This is a genomic window from Pseudomonas sp. P65(2024) (genome assembly GCF_057480955.1).
Map to the genome: position 1 here is coordinate 153,587 of NZ_JBLIYX010000007.1, position 18,073 is coordinate 171,659.

The 18,073-nt window shown below is 65.3% G+C and carries 19 protein-coding genes; 14 read left to right on the plus strand and 5 right to left on the minus strand.

Annotated features, from left to right (window positions below; all coding sequences use genetic code 11):
* Positions 1-8: 8 nt before the first annotated feature.
* Together AC25MA_RS12620 and AC25MA_RS12625 are read left to right on the plus strand one after the other, a co-directional pair.
* Positions 9-929 (plus strand): LysR family transcriptional regulator, encoded by a 921-nt coding sequence (locus AC25MA_RS12620; protein WP_069016120.1) that lies wholly within the window; start codon positions 9-11, stop codon positions 927-929.
* Positions 930-963: 34 nt separating this feature from the next.
* Positions 964-1,350 carry a lysozyme inhibitor LprI family protein gene (locus AC25MA_RS12625; protein ID WP_028689789.1) on the plus strand — a complete coding sequence of 129 codons (387 nt, stop codon included), beginning with the start codon at positions 964-966 and terminating at the stop codon, positions 1,348-1,350.
* A gap of 15 nt (positions 1,351-1,365) precedes the next feature.
* On the opposite strand, the gene mnmH is transcribed toward AC25MA_RS12625, so the two are convergent.
* Both mnmH and selD read right to left on the minus strand, forming a co-directional pair.
* Entirely contained in the window at positions 1,366-2,478 is a 1,113-nt protein-coding gene (mnmH, locus tag AC25MA_RS12630; protein WP_028689788.1) for a tRNA 2-selenouridine(34) synthase MnmH, read from the minus strand.
* On the minus strand, positions 2,478-3,512 hold the full coding sequence (gene selD, locus AC25MA_RS12635) for a selenide, water dikinase SelD (protein ID WP_028689787.1): 1,035 nt from the start codon (positions 3,510-3,512) through the stop codon (positions 2,478-2,480). Before selD ends, mnmH begins: the two co-directional genes overlap by 1 nt.
* 119 nt (positions 3,513-3,631) lie before the next feature.
* Between selD and AC25MA_RS12640 the strand changes: the two genes are divergently transcribed.
* The 8 genes from AC25MA_RS12640 to moaE all read left to right on the plus strand — a co-directional run bounded on the left by AC25MA_RS12640 (position 3,632) and on the right by moaE (position 9,836).
* Entirely contained in the window at positions 3,632-4,486 is an 855-nt protein-coding gene (locus tag AC25MA_RS12640) for a putative selenate ABC transporter substrate-binding protein (protein ID WP_486972074.1), read from the plus strand.
* On the plus strand, positions 4,483-5,277 hold the full coding sequence (locus tag AC25MA_RS12645) for a phosphonate ABC transporter ATP-binding protein (RefSeq protein WP_028689785.1): 795 nt from the start codon (positions 4,483-4,485) through the stop codon (positions 5,275-5,277). The genes AC25MA_RS12640 and AC25MA_RS12645 overlap by 4 nt, the downstream gene beginning before the upstream one ends.
* Positions 5,271-6,098 carry a PhnE/PtxC family ABC transporter permease gene (locus AC25MA_RS12650; protein ID WP_486972075.1) on the plus strand — a complete coding sequence of 276 codons (828 nt, stop codon included), beginning with the start codon at positions 5,271-5,273 and terminating at the stop codon, positions 6,096-6,098. Before AC25MA_RS12645 ends, AC25MA_RS12650 begins: the two co-directional genes overlap by 7 nt.
* Entirely contained in the window at positions 6,095-6,862 is a 768-nt protein-coding gene (gene phnE / locus AC25MA_RS12655) for a phosphonate ABC transporter, permease protein PhnE (RefSeq protein ID WP_062364037.1), read from the plus strand. Before AC25MA_RS12650 ends, phnE begins: the two co-directional genes overlap by 4 nt.
* A 294-nt stretch (positions 6,863-7,156) precedes the next feature.
* Positions 7,157-8,551 (plus strand): PhoH family protein, encoded by a 1,395-nt coding sequence (locus AC25MA_RS12660; RefSeq protein WP_084941689.1) that lies wholly within the window; start codon positions 7,157-7,159, stop codon positions 8,549-8,551.
* 120 nt (positions 8,552-8,671) lie between these two features.
* Positions 8,672-9,142: a cyclic pyranopterin monophosphate synthase MoaC gene (gene moaC / locus AC25MA_RS12665; protein ID WP_028689781.1), complete on the plus strand. Its 471-nt coding sequence runs from the start codon at positions 8,672-8,674 to the stop codon at positions 9,140-9,142.
* A complete protein-coding gene (gene moaD, locus AC25MA_RS12670) occupies positions 9,142-9,387 on the plus strand; it encodes a molybdopterin converting factor subunit 1 (protein WP_028689780.1) in 246 nt (81 codons plus the stop codon). Before moaC ends, moaD begins: the two co-directional genes overlap by 1 nt.
* Positions 9,388-9,389: 2 nt before the next feature.
* Complete coding sequence (gene moaE / locus AC25MA_RS12675; RefSeq protein WP_062364041.1) at positions 9,390-9,836, plus strand: molybdopterin synthase catalytic subunit MoaE; 447 nt, start codon at positions 9,390-9,392, stop codon at positions 9,834-9,836.
* A gap of 159 nt (positions 9,837-9,995) precedes the next feature.
* Here the strand turns inward: moaE and rhlB are convergent, their stop codons facing one another.
* Positions 9,996-11,462: an ATP-dependent RNA helicase RhlB gene (rhlB, locus tag AC25MA_RS12680; RefSeq protein WP_028689778.1), complete on the minus strand. Its 1,467-nt coding sequence runs from the start codon at positions 11,460-11,462 to the stop codon at positions 9,996-9,998.
* Between the two features lie 92 nt (positions 11,463-11,554).
* On the minus strand, positions 11,555-12,211 hold the full coding sequence (locus AC25MA_RS12685) for an alpha/beta hydrolase (RefSeq protein WP_028689777.1): 657 nt from the start codon (positions 12,209-12,211) through the stop codon (positions 11,555-11,557).
* Positions 12,212-12,545: 334 nt separating this feature from the next.
* Here AC25MA_RS12685 and AC25MA_RS12690 point away from each other — a divergent pair, with 334 nt between their 5' ends.
* From AC25MA_RS12690 to AC25MA_RS12705, 4 genes are all read left to right on the plus strand, one after another.
* Positions 12,546-13,574 carry an amino acid ABC transporter substrate-binding protein gene (locus AC25MA_RS12690; protein WP_028689776.1) on the plus strand — a complete coding sequence of 343 codons (1,029 nt, stop codon included), beginning with the start codon at positions 12,546-12,548 and terminating at the stop codon, positions 13,572-13,574.
* Between the two features lie 67 nt (positions 13,575-13,641).
* Positions 13,642-14,820: an amino acid ABC transporter permease gene (locus tag AC25MA_RS12695; protein ID WP_062364047.1), complete on the plus strand. Its 1,179-nt coding sequence runs from the start codon at positions 13,642-13,644 to the stop codon at positions 14,818-14,820.
* A 10-nt stretch (positions 14,821-14,830) separates the two neighbouring features.
* A complete protein-coding gene (locus AC25MA_RS12700; RefSeq protein ID WP_349738293.1) occupies positions 14,831-15,928 on the plus strand; it encodes an amino acid ABC transporter permease in 1,098 nt (365 codons plus the stop codon).
* A 10-nt stretch (positions 15,929-15,938) separates the two neighbouring features.
* Complete coding sequence (locus AC25MA_RS12705) at positions 15,939-16,703, plus strand: amino acid ABC transporter ATP-binding protein (RefSeq protein ID WP_028689773.1); 765 nt, start codon at positions 15,939-15,941, stop codon at positions 16,701-16,703.
* A 176-nt stretch (positions 16,704-16,879) separates the two neighbouring features.
* Here the strand turns inward: AC25MA_RS12705 and algW are convergent, their stop codons facing one another.
* Positions 16,880-18,040: a Do family serine endopeptidase AlgW gene (gene algW, locus AC25MA_RS12710; RefSeq protein ID WP_088852353.1), complete on the minus strand. Its 1,161-nt coding sequence runs from the start codon at positions 18,038-18,040 to the stop codon at positions 16,880-16,882.
* Between the last annotated feature and the right edge of the window lie 33 nt (positions 18,041-18,073).

Genomic DNA, 18,073 nt, shown 5'->3' on the forward strand with positions numbered 1-18,073 from the left:
TTCGTACCATGGATGATCTGCGCCGCATCGACCTGAACCTGCTGCTGACATTGCACGCCTTGCTCAGCGAGCAACATGTCTCGCGCGCGGCCCTGCGCCTGCATCGCAGCCAGCCGGCGGTCAGCCATGCCCTGGCGCAGTTGCGCGAGCTTTTCGCCGATCCGTTGCTGGTGCGACGCGATGGCCGCCTGCAACTGACAGCCCGTGCCGAGGCTTTGCAAGCGCCGTTACAGGAGGCGTTGCAGCAACTCGACGGACTGCTCGGCACGCCGGGCTTCGAGCCGGCGCGGGCTCGGCGCACGTTTCGCCTAGCCATGTCCGACTACGGCGCCCGCGTGGTGCTGCCTGCGTTGATGCGCCTGATGCGGCGCGAAGCGCCGGGCATCGACCTGGTGGTGTCCCAAGGCAGCCGCGAGGCGATGCTCGGCCAGTTGATCGACGGCGAGGCAGACCTGGCGCTGGGCGTGTTCCCGGAACTGCCGACGGAAATGGCCCAGCAGGTGCTGTTCGAGGAATCCTTCGTTTGCCTGGCCGACCGGGCCAGCCTGCCGCCCCGAGGCGGCCTGGCGCTCGAACCCTGGCTGGCGCGGCCCCATGTGCTGGTGGCGGTGCGCCCCGGCATCGACAACGAGATCGACCAGGCCCTGGCCAGTTTGGGCGCACGCCGACGCATCGCCCTGACCTTGCCGCATTGGGGGGTGGCCCAAAGTGTCATTGCCGGGACCGACCTGGTGCTCACCGTGGCCCGGCGCAGCCTTGCCGGTGCCCGGCTGGACCCGGCGCTGCGCCGGTTCGCGCCGCCCCTGGCGATCTCACCGTTCGCCTTTGCCCAGGCCTGGCACTCGCGACGTGACGGCGATGCCGGGCACCGCTGGTTGCGGGCGCGGATCCAGGCGCTGTGCGTGAACGAAGGTGCGGCAGGGTGCTAGGCTGTGCCGCATTCATCTGCGAAAAGGAAAGCCCATGTTCAAGCATTGCCTGGTCGGCGCCGCCGCCCTGCTGATCGCCGCCGGCGCCCAGGCCGAGGACTATTCGCCCACCTACACCCAGTGCATGGACAAGGCCTCCAGCACCCTGGCCATGGGCGCTTGCATCCAGGCCGAGACCCAGCTGCAGGATGACCGGCTGAACCGGGTCTACAAGCAGCTGATGGCCAAGCTCGACAGCCAGCAGCAGAAGGACCTGCGCGACGTCCAGCGCACCTGGATGAAGTACCGCGACGGCAACTGCGCCTTCCACGGCAAGTTGAGCAACGGCAGCATCTACCGCATCGAAGGCGCCATGTGTGAGATGGACATGAGCAAGGACCGCGCGGCGGAGCTGGAGCGGGTGCTCAGTCCTGGGCAGTGATGCGGCATCCGCGAATCAGGCGCCGCGTTGCTCACGCAGTGCCCGGGCCTTCAGGTACTCGCGCACCTCCACGCCGTCTCCGGCGAACTCGATCCGCTGTGCCTTGGCCGCTCGCTGGTAGGCGTACATCGGGTCGTAGTACTCCTTGAGCAGCCCTTCGATCCACCCTCGGTGCAGGCTCACGTCGCCGCTGCGCAGCTGCTCCTCCAGCGCCTGGTCGAGCAACGTCGACAGCCGCTGGAAGCGTTCGCCGCCCAGGCGCTTGTAGATGTTGATCATGCTCTGGCGCATGCGCTCGGCGAACAGCGGGCCGCCGGTTTCTTCACCGTGCACGGCGATGTACTCGGCGCACAGGTTGATCACGTAGTCGCGCAGGATACGTTCCACGCGATGCGCGAAGCTGTCTTCCAGCCACACCAGCGGATAGCGCTGCATGCCCTGGTACATTTCCAGCGGCACCGCGCAGCTGCCGACCACGCGGCCTTCGTCCTCGAGCACGAACTGGCCGATGCCTCGCTCGCGTTTCTTGAGGATGTCGATGGCCAGCGCGTTCTCGAAATCGATCTGCGCCGGCTGCGCCGTGGCGCGCTTGCCGAAGCTGGAACCGCGGTGATTGGCGTGGCCTTCGAGGTCGAGCACGTTGTCCAGCTGGTGCAGCACATCGGTCTTGCCGGTGCCGGTCAGTCCGCCCACCAGGACGAACTCGCACTGCTGCACCGCCTGCAGCGTGGTGTCCATCAGCAGGGTGCGCATGGCCTTGTAGCCGCCCACCACCTTCGGATACTGGATGCCGGCGTCCTTGAGCCAGCCCTGGACGATCTGCGAGCGCAGGCCGCCACGGAAGCAGTAGAGGTAGCCGTCGGGATGGGCCTGGGTGAACGCGGCCCAGGCCTCCAGGCGCTGTTGCTTGAGCGCGCCGTTGACCAACTGGTGGCCCAGGGTGATGGCGGCGGCCTGGCCCTGCTGCTTGTAGCAGGTGCCGACCTTCTGCCGCTCCTGGTCGTTCATCAGCGGCAGGTTGACCGCGCCGGGGAAGGCGCCTTTGGTGAATTCGATCGGTGCGCGCATGTCCATCATCGGCACGTCGTCGAGGAACAGCTGTTTCAGCTCGGTGCAGTCGGGGCGCATCAGATCACCTCGACTGCGTGGCTCTGTCGCTCGACCAGCTCGCCGATCGGCGCCAGTTCGAGCCCGAGCTCCCGCGCCACGGCGAGGAATTCCGCCTCGCCTTGCGGGGTGACCGCCACCAGCAGGCCGCCGCTGGTCTGCGGGTCGCACAGCAGGTGCTTCTGCTCGTCGCTCAGCGCGCCGATCTTGTGGCCGTAGCTGTCGAAGTTGCGCAGGGTGCCGCCGGGGATGCAGCCCTCGGCCAGGTAATGCTCGACGCTGGGCAGGCGCGGCACCGCGGCGTACTGCAGGCGGGCGGTGAGGCCGCTGCCCTCGGCGACTTCGACCAGGTGGCCGAGCAGGCCGAAACCGGTGACGTCGGTCATCGCCTGTACGCCGTCGAGCTTGCCGAAGCGGCTGCCCGGGGTGTTGAGGGTGCACATCCAGTCACGGGCCAGGCCCTGGTCCTGTTCGCGCAGCTTGGCCTTCTTCTCGGCGGTGGTGAGAATGCCGATGCCCAGTGGCTTGGTCAGGTACAGGCGGCAGCCGACGCTGGCGGTGTCGTTGCGCTTGAGGTGGCGCTTGCTCACCACGCCGGTCACGGCCAGGCCGAAAATCGGCTCGGGGGCGTCGATGGAATGGCCGCCGGCCAGCGGGATGCCGGCTTCGGCGCACACGGCGCGGCCGCCGCGGATCACCTCGCGGGCGACCTCCGGCGGCAGCACGTTGACCGGCCAGCCGAGGATGGCGATGGCCATCAGCGGGTCGCCGCCCATGGCGTAGATGTCGCTGATGGCGTTGGTGGCGGCGATGCGGCCGAAGTCGTACGGGTCGTCGACGATGGGCATGAAGAAGTCGGTGGTCGAGACCACGCCGCGCTCGTCATCCAGGGCGTAGACGGCGGCGTCGTCGCGCGAGGCGTTGCCGACCCAGAGTTTCGGGTCGAGGGCCTGCGTGCCGCTCTCGGCGAGGATCACATCCAGGACCTTGGGAGAAATCTTGCAGCCACAGCCAGCGCCGTGGCTGTACTGTGTCAGACGAATCGGCTCGCTCATGTGCACCTCGACTTTTCGTGATGCGCGATTGTAGCAAAGCTGGCCTTTGTGCCTGCGGCTCTTATACTTCCCGCGATGCAACACCGACTCATACCCCGCGATCGAACCGGAGAATCCCCATGCTCAAACGTCCCCTGGCACTGTTTGCCGGCCTCGCGCTGTCCTGCTGCGCGGTGTTCGCCCAGGCCGCCGATGTGCTGCGCGTCAGCGCCATCCCCGACGAGGCGCCAACCGAACTGCTGCGCAAGTTCAAGCCACTGGGCGAGTACCTTGAGCAGCAGCTGGGCATGAAGGTGCAGTTCGTGCCGGTGGCCGACTACCCGGCTGTGGTCGAGTCGCTGGCCAGCGATCGCCTGGACCTGGCCTGGCTGGGGGGCTTCACCTTCGTCCAGGTGCACCTGAAGGACCCCAAGGCCACGCCGCTGGTGCAGCGTGAGCAGGATGCCAAGTTCACCAGCAAGTTCATCACCGCCAACCCGGACGTGAAAAGCCTCAAGGACCTCAAGGGCAAGACCTTCGCCTTCGGTTCGATTTCGTCCACCTCGGGCAGCCTGATGCCGCGTTACTTCATGCTCAAGAACGACAACATCAAGCCCGAGGAGTACTTCAGCCGCGTTGCCTATTCCGGCGCCCACGATGCCACCGCCGCCTGGGTCCAGGCCGGCAAGGCCGATGCCGGCGTGCTCAACGCCAGCGTCTGGGACAAGCTGGTCGCAGTCGGCAAGGTCGACACCAGCAAGGTAAAGGTGTTCGCCACCACGCCGGAGTACTTCGACTACAACTGGACCGTGCGCGGCAACATGGACCCGGCACTGAAAGAAAAGATCAAGCAGGCCTTCCTCGCCCTGGACCCGGCCAAGCCTGCGGACAAGGCGATCCTCGACCTGCAGGCCGCCAGCCGCTTCATCGAGACCAAGCCCGAGAACTACGCGGGCACCGAGCAAGCCGCGCGTGAGGCCGGTCTGCTCAAGTGAGTATCCGTGTTCAGGGCGCCAGTGTGCGCCATGGTCAGGTCCAGGCCTTGAGCGCGGTGGACCTGCTGATCGGCCAGGGCGAGCGGGTGGCGATCATCGGTCCGTCCGGGGCCGGCAAATCCAGCCTGCTGCACCTGATGGGCACCGCCGTGCCGCCCAGTGGCGGGCGGCTGGAGTTGTTGGGCGAGCAGCCCTGGGCATTGTCTGCCCGGGCCCGCCAGCGCTTGCGCGCACGGGTTGGCCTGGTACACCAGGCGCCGCCCCTGCCGCTGCGCCAGCGGGTGGTCACCGCCGTGTTGGCGGGGCGCCTGGGGCAGTGGGGCACGTTGCGCGGGCTGCTCAACCTGATCCACCCCGGCGATGTACCCGGTGCCCGTGCGGCGCTGGCCGAGCTGGGCATGGCCGACAAACTGTTCGCCCAGTGCGGGCAGTTGTCCGGTGGCCAGTTGCAGCGGGTCGGCATTGCCCGTGCCTTGTACCAGCGACCTGAAGTGCTGCTGACCGATGAACCGGTTTCGGCCATGGACCCGGTGCTGGCCGACCATAGCCTGGCGCTGCTCAATCGCCATGCCCAGGCCCATGGCGTGACCCTGGTCGCCAGCCTGCACGCGGTGGAGCTCGCCTTGGCGCATTTTCCGCGCATTGTCGGCATTCGTGCCGGGCAGGTAGCGTTCGACTGCCCGGCAGAAGCGGTCAGCGAAGCGATGCTCGATGCCTTGTACGCCAACGAGCAACTGGCCTCGCCTGTTGCCGCGACGGCGAGCCTGCAGGTGCAGATCCCGCGATGCTGAGCACTGACCAGCGCGACCCCGCTGCCATCCCTCGTTTGCTGTTGACCCTGTTGTGCCTGGCGCTGCTGTGGCCGGGCCTGCGCTTGAGCGAACTCGACCCCGGCGTGCTGTTGCAGGCCGAGAACCGTCAGCAGATGGCCAGCTTCGTCAGCGCATTCTGGCCCCCGGCCCACGACGCCGGCTTTCTGCATCTGCTGCTCAGCGCCACGGTGCAGACCCTGGCCGTGGCCACGGCGGGCATGACCCTGGCGCTGCTGCTGGCGGTGCCGGCCAGCCTGCTGGCCAGCCGGGCGCTGTCGCTGCGGGCAGCTTCCAATGGTGGACGTCTGGGACCATGGTCACGCACTGCACGCCTGCCGGTGCGCGGCGTACTGATCTTCCTGCGCAGCGTGCCAGAGATTGTCTGGGCACTGCTGTTCGTCCGTGCCGTGGGCCTGGGCCCGACCGCCGGGGTGCTGGCCATCGCCATTACCTACAGCGGCATGCTCGGCAAGGTCTACGCGGAAATCTTCGAATCGGTGGACCAGCGCCCGGCCCATGCCTTGCTCCAGGCCGGCAGCAGCCGCCTGTCGGCGTTTCTCTATGGCACCCTGCCCGAGGCCGCAAGCGAGGTGATGTCCTATACCGTGTACCGCTGGGAATGCGCGGTGCGCGCCTCGGTGGTGATGGGCTTCGTCGGCGCTGGTGGCCTGGGCCAGCAGATCGACTTGTCGATGCGCATGTTCGCCGGGGCCGAGGTGGCGAGCATGCTGCTGACCTTCCTGTTGCTGGTGGTGCTGGCCGACCTGCTCAGCCGCTTCCTGCGCGGGAGGCTCGCATGAGGCGGGTGATCAATGGGCTGGTGATCGTCGCGATCCTGGCGGCGGTGCTGGCGTCGTTCGCCTACCTGGAGCTGGACCTGGCAGCGCTCGTCGGCAGCGGCGGACCGGCGCAGATGGGCGAATACGCGGCGCGCTTCCTGCACCCGGACCTTTCCCTGACGCATCTGCGGGCGGTGGGTCAGGGCGCCCTGGAAACGCTGGCCATGTCCGGGATGGGGACGCTCTCGGCGATGCTGCTGGGTCTATTGCTGGCGCTGCCGGCCGCCGGCCGCTTCGGTTGGCCGTTGCAGGGCGCGGCGCGCCTGCTGCTCAATGCGTTGCGGGCGATTCCGGAGCTGGTCTGGGCGGCGCTGACCGTGCTGGCGGCGGGCCTGGGGCCGAATGCCGGCACCCTGGCGCTGGCGCTGCACACCGCCGGGGTGCTGGGGCGGCTGTTCGCCGAGGCGCTTGAAAATGCGCCGCCGGAGCCGGCGGCGGCGATCCGACTGCAGGGCGGCAGCCAGCTGGCGGCGTTCTGTTTCGGCACGCTGCCCAACTTGTGGCCGCAACTGCTGGCGTACAGCCTGTATCGCTGGGAGAACAACATCCGCATGGCCAGCGTGTTGGGGTTCGTGGGAGCGGGTGGGCTGGGGCAGATGCTCTACGCGACCCTTAGCCTGTTCCAGGAGGCCCAGGCCAGCACGGTGATCATCGCCATGCTGTTGCTGGTGCTGCTGGTGGACGCCCTGAGCGATGTGCTGCGCCAGCGGTTCGTGCGCGCCTGAACGGGCTAGATGCGGTACCTGATCTCTGACTGTAGTCCCGCTCTGGCCTCGCGCCAAGCCCTGTTCGTCAATCCGAAAAATAAACTTCACCGGAGCGTAAAAAGACTTTTTTCGGTCATGGTTTTTGCGGTATCAAGGAACCAGACAGCCGAACCCTGCAGCACAGGTGGCGTCATCCACGCCCCTTTTGCCAGGTGAGCTTCCCGCCCGTAACGACGCGGATACGGGAAGAACGGCAGTCACTCTGCGGCGCAGCCGTTCGCGCCGTGTGGCTTTCACATAAGGTGAACGAGTATGGATGACCAAGGACGCACCCCTTCCTCCAACCAGCCAATCCTGTATGTGCTCGATACCAACGTCCTGATTCACGACCCCAACGCCCTGCTCAACTTCGAGGAGCACCACGTCGCCATACCGATGACGGTGCTGGAGGAACTCGACAAGCTCAAGACCGGCAAACACACCATCGCCGCCGAATGTCGCCAGGCCATCCGCCTGATCGACCAGACCTTGGGCGACGCCTCGCCCAGCGATGTCGAGCAAGGCGTGCCGATCCAGCGCGGCAAGAGCGGGCCCAAGGGCTTCCTGTCCATCCTCATGAGCACGCGCAACGAGCCGAACCGCCTGCTCCCCGAAAACCTCGCCGACAACATCATCATCAACCAGCTGCTGGACCTGCGCGCCAAGCGTAAGGACCTCGACGTGGTGCTGGTGACCAAGGACATCAACATGCGCCTGAAGGCGCGTGCCTGCGGGATCGCCGCCGAGGACTACAGCACCGACCAATTGGTCGACGACGTGTCCTTGCTGTCCAAGGGCTACCACTCGGTCACGGGGTCGTTCTGGGACCGTGTGAGCAAGGTCGACACCCGCCAGGAACGCGGCCGTACCTGGCACCGGGTGCAACTGATCGACAACCTGCCGGCGGTACACATCAACGAGTTCATCATCGATGAGCAGGGCTTTGTCGGCTGGATCAAGGGCATCCGCGACAGCGAACTGTTGCTGCTCGACCTGCATCAGGAGCCGCTGCTGCACCAGGAAGCCTGGGGCCTCAAGCCACGGGACATCCACCAGAGCCTTGCGCTGTTCGCCCTGCTCGACCCGGATATCCACCTGGTCAACCTGACCGGCGCCGCCGGCTCCGGCAAGACCATCCTGGCGCTGGCCGCGGCCATCGAGCAGACCATGGTCAGCAAGCGCTACCGGCGCATCATCGCCACCCGCAGCGTGCAGGGGCTGGATCAGGAGATCGGCTTCCTGCCGGGCACCGAGGCGGAGAAGATGGAGCCCTGGCTGGGCGCCATCACCGACAACCTCGAAGCGCTGCACATGGACGACGAGAGCACCCACGGCAGCGTCGAGTACATCCTCGAGCGGGTGCCGTTGCAGTTCAAGTCGCTGAACTACATCCGCGGTCGCAGCTTCCAGCAGAGCCTGATCCTCATCGACGAGTGCCAGAACCTCACGCCGCACCAGATCAAGACCATCATCACCCGCGCGGGGAACGGGTCCAAGGTGGTCTGCCTGGGCAACCTGGCGCAGATCGACACGCCGTACCTGTCGGCCACCAGCTCCGGGCTGACCTACCTGACCGAACGCTTCAAGGACTTCCCCCACGGCGTTCACATCACCCTGCAGGGCGTGCCGCGCTCGGTGCTGGCCGAGTACGCCGAGTCGCACCTGTAAACGTCAGCGCACAGCCTGTTCGTCGGTATTGCCGGTGAACAGGCCGGTGCGTCGATACACCCTCTGCGCAAACCTGACCTACGGGTTTACACTCTGCATTCCCTTCCCAGGAGCAGAGCAGTGCTGACTCATCTTGATTCCCAGGGGCGCGCCAACATGGTCGACGTCACTGAAAAGGCCGTGACCGCCCGCGAGGCGATTGCCGAGGCACGGGTGCGCATGTTGCCGGACACCCTGCGCATGATCGTCGATGGCCAACACCCCAAGGGCGATGTGTTCGCCGTGGCGCGCATCGCCGGCATCCAGGCGGCGAAGAAGACCAGCGACCTGATCCCGCTGTGCCATCCGCTGATGCTCACCGGCGTCAAGGTCGAGCTGGCCGCCGAAGGCGAGAACGTGGTGCATATCGTCGCCCGCTGCAAGCTGGCCGGGCAGACCGGCGTCGAGATGGAAGCCCTGACCGCCGCCAGCGTCGCCGCGCTGACGATCTACGACATGTGCAAGGCGGTGGACAAGGGCATGGTCATCGAGCAGGTGCGCCTGTTGGAGAAGACCGGCGGCAAGAGCGGCCACTACAAGGTGGAGGGGTGATGAAGGTCAAGGTCATGTATTTCGCCCGCTACCGTGAGTTGCTGGGCGTCGACGCCGAGCGCCTGGAAGGCGACTTCAAGGTGCTGGACGATGTGCGCCAGACCCTGGTGGGCAAGGGCGGGCACTACGCGGTGCTGGCCGAGCAGAACCTGATGTGCGCCCGCAACGAAGAGCTGTGCCGGCTCGATGAGCCATTGGACGAGGGTGACGAAATCGCGTTCTTCCCACCCGTGACCGGAGGTTGACCGTGGCCGTACGTGTTCAGCAGGCGGCCTTCGACCCGGGCGTCGAGGTCAACGCCATGCACGCCGCCAATGTCGGCGTGGGCGCGGTGGTCGGTTTCGTCGGCTACGTGCGCGACTTCAACGATGGCCTGGACGTGGCCGGGATGTTCCTCGAGCACTACCCGGGGATGACCGAGAAGGCCCTGGCCAAGATCGTGGTCGAGGCCGAGCAGCGCTGGCCGTTGCTCAAGGTCGAGGTGCTGCACCGCATCGGCGCCCTGGAGCCGGGCGAGCCGATCGTCTTCGTCGGTGTGGCCAGCGCGCACCGGCAGGCAGCGTTCGATGCCTGCAACTTCATCATGGATTACCTGAAGACCCGGGCGCCGTTCTGGAAGAAGGAGAACACCCAGGAGGGGCCGCGCTGGGTGGAAGGGAAGCAGAGCGACCAGGATGCGGCGGGGCGCTGGTAAATCCAGGCTCAGATCGCTTTTGTGGGAGCGGCCTTGTGTCGCGAAAGGGCCGCCTCGCGGCCCCCGGATCTGAGCATTGATGCAGATATTGCAGGGGCCGCTTTGCGGCCCTTTCGCGACACAAGGCCGCTCCTACAGGGAGGTGAGTGGCCTTGAAGATCAGTGATGCTTGCGTGGCACCGGCTTCAACAGCTCGTCCGGCGGCATCTCGCACTTGATCTTGCGCCCCAGCAGCGTCTCGATCGCCGGCAGCTGGTACGAATCGTCCTCACCGGCAAAGCTGATCGATACCCCGCTGCTGCCCGCACGACCCGTACGACCGATACGGTGCACGTAGTCATCCGGATCTTCCGGCAGGGTGAAGTTGATCACGTGGCTGATGCCGTCGATATGGATGCCGCGGCCGGCCACGTCGGTGGCCACCAGCACGCTGATGCGCCCCTCGCGGAAGTTCTCCAAGGTGCGGATGCGCTTGTGCTGCGGCACGTCGCCCGACAGCTGGGCGGCGTTGATGCCGTCGCGCACCAGTTTTTCCTCGATGCGCCGCACCTCGTCCTTGCGGTTGGCAAACACCATCACCCGTTCCCACTTGTTCTGCGTGACCAGGTTGTACAGCAGCTTGTACTTGTCGCTGCCAGCCACGGCATAGACGTGCTGCTCGACGGTCTCGCTGGCCACGTTCTCCGGCTCGATCTCGACGATGGCCGGGTTGGTGGTCCACTGCTTGGCCAGGTTCATCACGTCGTCGGTGAAGGTGGCGGAGAACAGCAGGGTCTGGCGTTCGCTCTTCGGTGGGGTCTGGCGGATGATCTGGCGGACCTGGGGGATGAAGCCCATGTCGAGCATGCGGTCGGCCTCATCCAGCACCAGCACCTCGACCATGTCCAGATGCACCTCGCCGCGCTGGTTGAAGTCCAGCAGGCGGCCGGGGGTGGCCACCAGGATGTCGCAGTGGCGGGCTTCCAGCGATTTCAGTTGCTTGTCGAAGTCCATGCCGCCGACGAAGCTCATCACGTTCAGGCCACTGTACTTGGTCAGGGCCTGGGCGTCCTTGGCGATCTGCACCACCAGCTCGCGGGTCGGGGCGATGATCAGCGCCCGCGGCTCGCCCATGTAGCGCTCCTTGGGCGGTGGCACCTGCTGCAGCTGCGAGATGATCGAGATCAGAAACGCGGCAGTCTTGCCGGTGCCGGTCTGGGCCCGGCCAATGGCATCCTGGCCACGCAGGGTGTGGCCCAGGACCTGGGCCTGGATCGGTGTGCAGTAGGGGAAGCCAAGGTCGTGGATGGCGTGCATCAGCTCGTTGGAGAGCTTGAAGTCGTGGAAGCGGGTCTTGCCTTCCTGCGGCTCGACCACGAAATCCTCGGGCTTCCACAGGCTGGCCTGGGGCTTGGGCTTGCGTTCGCGGCGCGGCTTGTCCCGGGCGGGCTGTTCGGCGCGCGCCTGGTTGCCGGGTTGGGGGGCGGCCTGTGGTTTTGCCGCGGCCCTGGGCTTGGCGTGCTGGCGTGCTGGCGCCTTTTCGACAGGCGGTTGCGCGGCCGGCGCGGCCGGGGTCACGGCGACGGGCTCGGCGGCCTGCGGCGCGGCGTCTCCCTTGGCGAATATTTTCTTGAGTGCCTTGAGCACGGTCGTCTCGTCAACTGGTTAAGGAATGTACGCCGGGCAGTGTAATGCAAGAATCGGGCGCGGCGTAGTGCAATGCATGGCGGGCTACAGGGCTACTGCAACTGACGGCTCAGCCATTCGTGAATGTCGTTGAGCTCCTCGACCACCACTTCGTGCTCCATCGGGTACTCGTACCAGCGGGCGGCGACGCCCCAGGTATCGAGGTACTCGAAGGCGGTACGGCCCATCGAGGGGATCACCACCGGGTCGTGCACCCCGTGCAGGCACAGCGCCGGGGTGCGCTGCTGGCAGGCGCTCAGTTGCAGGGCGTCGGTGAAGGTCGGTGCGTAGGTGGACAGGGCGATCACCCCGCCCAGGGCTTCCTGCCACTTTATATAGGCGGTGTGCAGTACCACCGCGCCGCCCTGGGAGAAACCGGCGAGGAAGATGCGCGACAGGTTGATGCCCTTGGCCTGTTCCGCCTTGATCAGGGCAATGACCTGATCGGCCGATTCTTCCAACTGCGTTTCGTCGATGGCCCGCGCCGGGGTCATGGCCTTGATGTCGTACCAGCTGGGCATCTCATAGCCACCGTTGATGGTCACCGGGCGGGTGGGGGCCTGGGGCATGATGAAGCGGGTGCTCAACAGGCGTTCCTGGAGAAATTCCGCCACAGGTAGGAAGTCGTAACGGTCGGCCCCCAGGCCGTGCAACCAGATCACACAGGCGTCGGCGGTTTTCTGAGGTTCGAGGATCAGCGGGTTGGTCATGACTGCTCCAAAAGAGTGCTTGCGAACTTATGTAGTGCGTAAAAAGAAGGCATTGGAGGTTAATGCCAGAAAAAGATGTCGCAACTCTACAACTTTTACTACTTGACTACCGCTTAATCGCTTAAGCCTTCGACTGTGGTACGCCCTTTGCTATGTCCTTGCCATGCGAAGAGGTGGACCGATCGCGGTAACACCCCTCGTGTGGATCGAAGGCTGTCACAGAACAGCCCATTGCGCCAATTGACCCAAAAACAAGCCAACAAGGGTCGGATGCGCCTCATAAGGGTGCGGTGCAATTCCGGCTCATACAACAAGAGCGATTTGGAGGTTGTTGATGAAGATGTTGAAAACCACCCTGGCAGTCCTGACCGCCGCCGCCGCGCTGGGCGCCACCAGCTTCGCCCAGGCCGGCGCCACCCTCGACGCGGTGAAGAAGAAGGGCTTCGTCCAGTGTGGCGTGAGCGATGGTCTTCCAGGCTTCTCCGTACCGGACGCGCAAGGCAAGATCGTCGGCATCGACGCCGATGTATGCCGCGCCGTGGCCGCCGCGGTCTTTGGTGACGCGACCAAGGTCAAGTTCAGCCAGCTCAACGCCAAGGAGCGCTTCACCGCGCTGCAGTCCGGCGAAGTCGACGTGCTGTCGCGCAACACCACCTGGACCAGCTCGCGCGATGCCGGCATGGGCCTGGTGTTCGCCGGCGTCACCTACTACGACGGCGTCGGCTTCCTCGCCAACAAGAAACTCGGTGTCTCCAGCGCCAAGGAGCTCGACGGCGCGACCATCTGCATCCAGGCCGGTACCACCACCGAGCTGAACGTTTCCGACTACTTCCGCGCCAATGGCCTGAAGTACACCCCAATCACCTTCGACACCTCCGACGAAAGCGCCAAGTCGCTGGAATCCGGCCGTTGCGACGTGCTGACCTCGGACAAGTCGCAGCTGTTCGCCCAGCGCTCCAAGCTGGCCGCGCCGACCGAGTACGTGGTGCTGCCGGAAACCATCTCCAAGGAGCCGCTCGGCCCGGTGGTACGCAAGGGTGACGAGGAATGGTTCAGCATCGTCAAGTGGACCCTGTTCGCCATGCTTAACGCCGAAGAGGCCGGCATCACCTCGAAGAACGTCGAGGCCGAGGCCAAGTCCACCAAGAACCCTGACGTCGCCCGCCTGCTGGGCGCCGATGGCGAGTACGGCAAGGACCTCAAACTGCCCAGGGACTGGGTAGTGCAGATCGTCAAGCAAGTCGGCAACTATGGCGAAGTGTTCGAGAAGAACCTGGGCCAGAGCACCGACCTGAAGATCGACCGTGGCATGAACGCCCTGTGGAACAACGGCGGCATCCAGTACGCGCCACCGGTGCGCTGATGGTTGCACCCCGCGGCGGCATCCTGCCGCCGCGGGTCGTTCGAATCCCTTCTTTTCGGGGCACTTCATGCAAAATCAAATCGGCGCACGGAAAGGGTTTTCCCTTAGTGATCCACGTGTGCGCGCGTGGCTGTTCCAGATCCTCACGGTGGTCTTCGTGGTGGGCCTGGGCTGGTACCTTTTCCACAATACGCAGACCAACCTGCAGCACCGGGGCATCACCTCGGGCTTCGATTTCCTCGAGCGCAGCGCCGGCTTCGGCATCGCCCAGCACCTGATCCCCTACGTGGAATCGGACAGCTACGCCCGGGTGTTCGTCATCGGCCTGCTCAACACCCTGCTGGTGACCTTCATCGGCATCATCCTGGCGACACTGCTGGGCTTCATCATCGGCGTGGCGCGGCTGTCGCCGAACTGGATGATCAACAAGCTGGCGACGGTGTACGTGGAGACCTTCCGCAATATTCCGCCGCTGCTGCAGATCCTGTTCTGGTACTTCGCCGTGTTCCTGACCCTGCCGGGGCCGCGGGGCAGCATCAACATCGACGACACCTTCTTCATCAGCAACCGCGGCCTGAACATGCCCGGCGCCTCGATGGCCGAGGGTTTCTGGCCGTTCGTCATCGCGCTGGCGCTGGCGATCGTCGCCATCGTGGTGATGGTGCGCTTTGCCAACAAGCGTTTCGATGAAACTGGCGAGCCGTTCCACAAGTTCTGGGTCGGCCTGCTGCTGTTCATCGGCATCCCCGGCGTGTGCGCGCTGCTGTTCGGCAGCCCGGTGCACTGGGAAATGCCGCAGCTCAAGGGCTTCAACTTCGTCGGTGGCTGGGTGCTGATCCCCGAGCTGCTGGCGCTGACCTTGGCGCTGACTATCTACACCGCGGCGTTCATCGCCGAAATTGTGCGTTCCGGCATCCGTTCGGTCAGCCATGGCCAGACCGAGGCGGCCCGCTCGCTGGGCCTGCGCGAAGGCCCGACGTTGCGCAAGGTGATCATTCCCCAGGCGTTGCGGGTGATCATTCCGCCGCTGACCAGCCAGTACCTGAACCTGGCGAAGAACTCGTCGCTGGCCGCCGGTATCGGCTACCCGGAGATGGTCTCGCTGTTCGCCGGTACCGTGCTCAACCAGACCGGCCAGGCCATCGAGGTGATCGCCATCACCATGAGCGTCTATCTCGCCATCAGCATCAGCATTTCGCTGTTGATGAACTGGTACAACAAGCGCATTGCGCTGATCGAACGGTGAGGGTACATCCGTGACAGCCCATGTTTTCAAACCCGACATGCCGCCACCGGTGAAGAGCGTTGGCGTGCTCGCCTGGATGCGGTCCAACCTGTTCTCCAGCTGGCTCAACACCCTGCTGACATTGTTCGCCCTGTACCTGGTCTGGCTGATCGTGCCACCGCTGGTGCAGTGGGCGTTCATCGACGCCAACTGGGTCGGTACCACCCGCGCCGACTGCACCAAGGAAGGCGCCTGCTGGGTGTTCATCCAGCAGCGCTTCGGCCAGTTCATGTACGGCTACTACCCGGCGGAACTGCGCTGGCGCGTCGACCTGACCGTGTGGCTCGCCGTGCTCGGTGCCGCGCCCTTGTTCATCAAGCGCTTCCCGAGCAAGGCGGTGTACGGCCTGGGCTTCCTGGTGCTGTACCCGATCCTCGCCTACCTCCTGTTGCACGGCGGCGCGCTGGGCCTGGACACGGTGCCCACCAGCCAATGGGGCGGCCTGATGCTGACCCTGGTGATCGCCACGGTCGGTATCGTCGGCGCCTTGCCGCTGGGTATCCTGCTGGCGCTGGGGCGGCGCTCGAACATGCCGGCGGTGAAGGTGGTCTGCGTGACCTTCATCGAGTTCTGGCGTGGCGTGCCGCTGATCACCGTGCTGTTCATGTCGTCGGTGATGCTGCCGCTGTTCCTGCCCGAGGGCATGAGCTTCGACAAGCTGCTGCGGGCGATGATCGGCGTGATCCTGTTCCAGTCGGCGTACATCGCCGAGGTGGTGCGTGGCGGGCTGCAGGCCATCCCCAAGGGCCAGTACGAGGCCGCCGCGGCCATGGGCCTGGGCTACTGGCGGGCGATGGGACTGGTGATCCTGCCCCAGGCGCTCAAGCTGGTGATCCCCGGTATCGTCAACACCTTCATCGCCCTGTTCAAGGACACCAGCCTGGTGATCATCATCGGCCTGTTCGACCTGCTCAACAGCGTCAAGCAGGCGGCGGCTGATCCTGCCTGGCTGGGCATGGCCACCGAGGGCTACGTGTTCGCCGCCCTGGTGTTCTGGATTTTCTGTTTCGGTATGTCCCGCTACTCCATGCACCTGGAGCGCAAGCTGGACACTGGCCACAAGCGTTAGGAGTTTCGAAATGAGTGAAGCGATCAAGCAGCCTGCCGGCCCCGAAGGCATCATCCAGATGCAAGGCGTGAACAAGTGGTACGGCCAGTTCCATGTGCTCAAGGACATCAACCTGAACGTGCGCCAGGGCGAGCGCATCGTGCTGTGCGGGCCGTCCGGCTCGGGCAAGTCGACCACCATCCGTTGCCTCAACCGCCTGGAGGAGCACCAGCAGGGGCGCATCGTCGTCGACGGCGTGGAGCTGACCAACGACCTCAAGCAGATCGAGGCGATCCGCCGCGAGGTGGGCATGGTGTTCCAGCACTTCAACCTGTTCCCGCACCTGACCATCCTGGAGAACTGCACCCTGGCGCCGATGTGGGTGCGCAAGATGCCGCGGCGCAAGGCCGAGGAAATCGCCATGCACTTCCTCGAGCGCGTGCGCATTCCGGAGCAGGCGCACAAGTACCCGGGGCAGTTGTCCGGTGGTCAGCAGCAGCGGGTGGCGATTGCCCGGGCGCTGTGCATGAAGCCGAAGATCATGCTGTTCGACGAGCCGACCTCGGCGCTGGACCCGGAGATGGTCAAGGAGGTGCTCGACACCATGGTCAGCCTGGCCGAAGACGGCATGACCATGCTCTGCGTGACCCACGAAATGGGCTTTGCCCGCACCGTGGCGAACCGGGTGATCTTCATGGACAAGGGGGAGATCGTCGAGCAGGCGGCGCCGGATGACTTCTTCGACCGGCCGCGCAGTGATCGGACCAAGCTGTTCCTGAGCCAGATCCTGCATTGATGCAATCGGGGCCGCCCCACGGGGCGGCTGACGCGGTCCCTGTAGGAGCGGCCTTGCGTCGCGATGGGCCGCGTAGCGGCCCCGGGGACATGTGCTGCGAAGCTGAAAACCTGGGGCCGCTTACGCGCCCCATCGCGACGCAAGGCCGTTACTACAGGGATCGCGCATGTGCTGGTTTACTTCTCTTCCTTCGGGGCCACCGGCGTCGGCGGCGGCCGCAGTCCCACTTCGGCGACCAGCTTGAGCTGCTGCCCATTGCGAACCACCTCGATGGTGATCTTCTCGTTGGGCTTGATCCTTGCCACCTGGTTCATCGACTTGCGCCCGTCACCGGCCGGTTCGCCGTTGATGCTCAAGATCACGTCACCCAGTTGCAGCCCCGCGCGCGCCGCCGGGCCATCGCGGAAGATACCTGCCACGACAATGCCCGGGCGGCCCTGCATGCCGAACGACTCAGCCAGCTCCTGGCTCAGCGGCTGCACTTCGATGCCCAGCCAGCCACGGATCACCTGGCCGTGCTCGACGATCGACTTCATCACCTCCAGTGCCAGCTTGACCGGAATGGCGAAGCCTATGCCCTGGGATCCGCCGGACTTGGAGAAGATCGCCGTGTTGATACCCACCAGGTTGCCGTTGGCATCCACCAGCGCGCCGCCGGAGTTGCCCGGGTTGATCGCAGCGTCAGTCTGGATGAAGTCTTCGTAGTTGTTCAGGCCCAGCTGGTTGCGGCCGGTGGCGCTGATGATACCCATGGTCACGGTCTGGCCGACGCCGAACGGGTTGCCGATGGCCAGGGTCACGTCACCGATGTGGATATTGTCGGAGCGGCCGATGGTGATCGCCGGCAGGCTGTTGAGGTCGATCTTGAGCACCGCCAAGTCGGTTTCCGGATCGCTGCCAATCACCCGGGCGAGGGTCTCGCGGCCGTCCTTGAGGGCCACCACGATCTGGTCGGCACCGCTGGTGACATGGTTGTTGGTCAGCAGGTAGCCTTCCGGGCTCATGATCACCGCCGAGCCCAGGCTCGACTCCCAGCGCCGCTGCTTGGGCAGGTTGTCGCCGAAGAACCGGCGGAATTGCGGGTCTTCGAACAGCGGGTGGGCGCTCTTGTTCACCACCTTGGTGGTGTACAGGTTGACCACCGCCGGCGCGGCCAGGGTCACGGCATCGGCGTAGGACACCGGACCCTGCATGATTTTCGTGGTTTGCGGGGCCTGCTGCAGGTTGACGTCCTGGCTGGGCAGGCCGACCCATTGCGGGAAGCGCTGGATGATCAGGATGGCGATCAGCACACCGGTGAGCAGGGGCCAGCCGAAGTAACGCAGAGCCTTGAACATGAATGAATCCTGGGAGTAGGGCGGGGGCCATGT

Bases quoted from the DNA above. Each gene is read 5' to 3' on its own strand.
- AC25MA_RS12620 (WP_069016120.1), top strand. From the start codon at position 9: ATGGATGATCTGCGCCGCATCGACCTGAACCTGCTGCTGACATTGCAC.
- AC25MA_RS12625 (WP_028689789.1), top strand. From the start codon at position 964: ATGTTCAAGCATTGCCTGGTCGGCGCCGCCGCCCTGCTGATCGCCGCC.
- mnmH (WP_028689788.1), bottom strand. From the start codon at position 2,478: ATGCGCCCCGACTGCACCGAGCTGAAACAGCTGTTCCTCGACGACGTG.
- selD (WP_028689787.1), bottom strand. From the start codon at position 3,512: ATGAGCGAGCCGATTCGTCTGACACAGTACAGCCACGGCGCTGGCTGT.
- AC25MA_RS12640 (WP_486972074.1), top strand. From the start codon at position 3,632: ATGCTCAAACGTCCCCTGGCACTGTTTGCCGGCCTCGCGCTGTCCTGC.
- AC25MA_RS12650 (WP_486972075.1), top strand. From the start codon at position 5,271: ATGCTGAGCACTGACCAGCGCGACCCCGCTGCCATCCCTCGTTTGCTG.
- phnE (WP_062364037.1), top strand. From the start codon at position 6,095: ATGAGGCGGGTGATCAATGGGCTGGTGATCGTCGCGATCCTGGCGGCG.
- AC25MA_RS12660 (WP_084941689.1), top strand. From the start codon at position 7,157: ATGGATGACCAAGGACGCACCCCTTCCTCCAACCAGCCAATCCTGTAT.
- moaD (WP_028689780.1), top strand. From the start codon at position 9,142: ATGAAGGTCAAGGTCATGTATTTCGCCCGCTACCGTGAGTTGCTGGGC.
- AC25MA_RS12685 (WP_028689777.1), bottom strand. From the start codon at position 12,211: ATGACCAACCCGCTGATCCTCGAACCTCAGAAAACCGCCGACGCCTGT.
- AC25MA_RS12690 (WP_028689776.1), top strand. From the start codon at position 12,546: ATGAAGATGTTGAAAACCACCCTGGCAGTCCTGACCGCCGCCGCCGCG.
- AC25MA_RS12695 (WP_062364047.1), top strand. From the start codon at position 13,642: ATGCAAAATCAAATCGGCGCACGGAAAGGGTTTTCCCTTAGTGATCCA.
- AC25MA_RS12705 (WP_028689773.1), top strand. From the start codon at position 15,939: ATGAGTGAAGCGATCAAGCAGCCTGCCGGCCCCGAAGGCATCATCCAG.
- algW (WP_088852353.1), bottom strand. From the start codon at position 18,040: ATGTTCAAGGCTCTGCGTTACTTCGGCTGGCCCCTGCTCACCGGTGTG.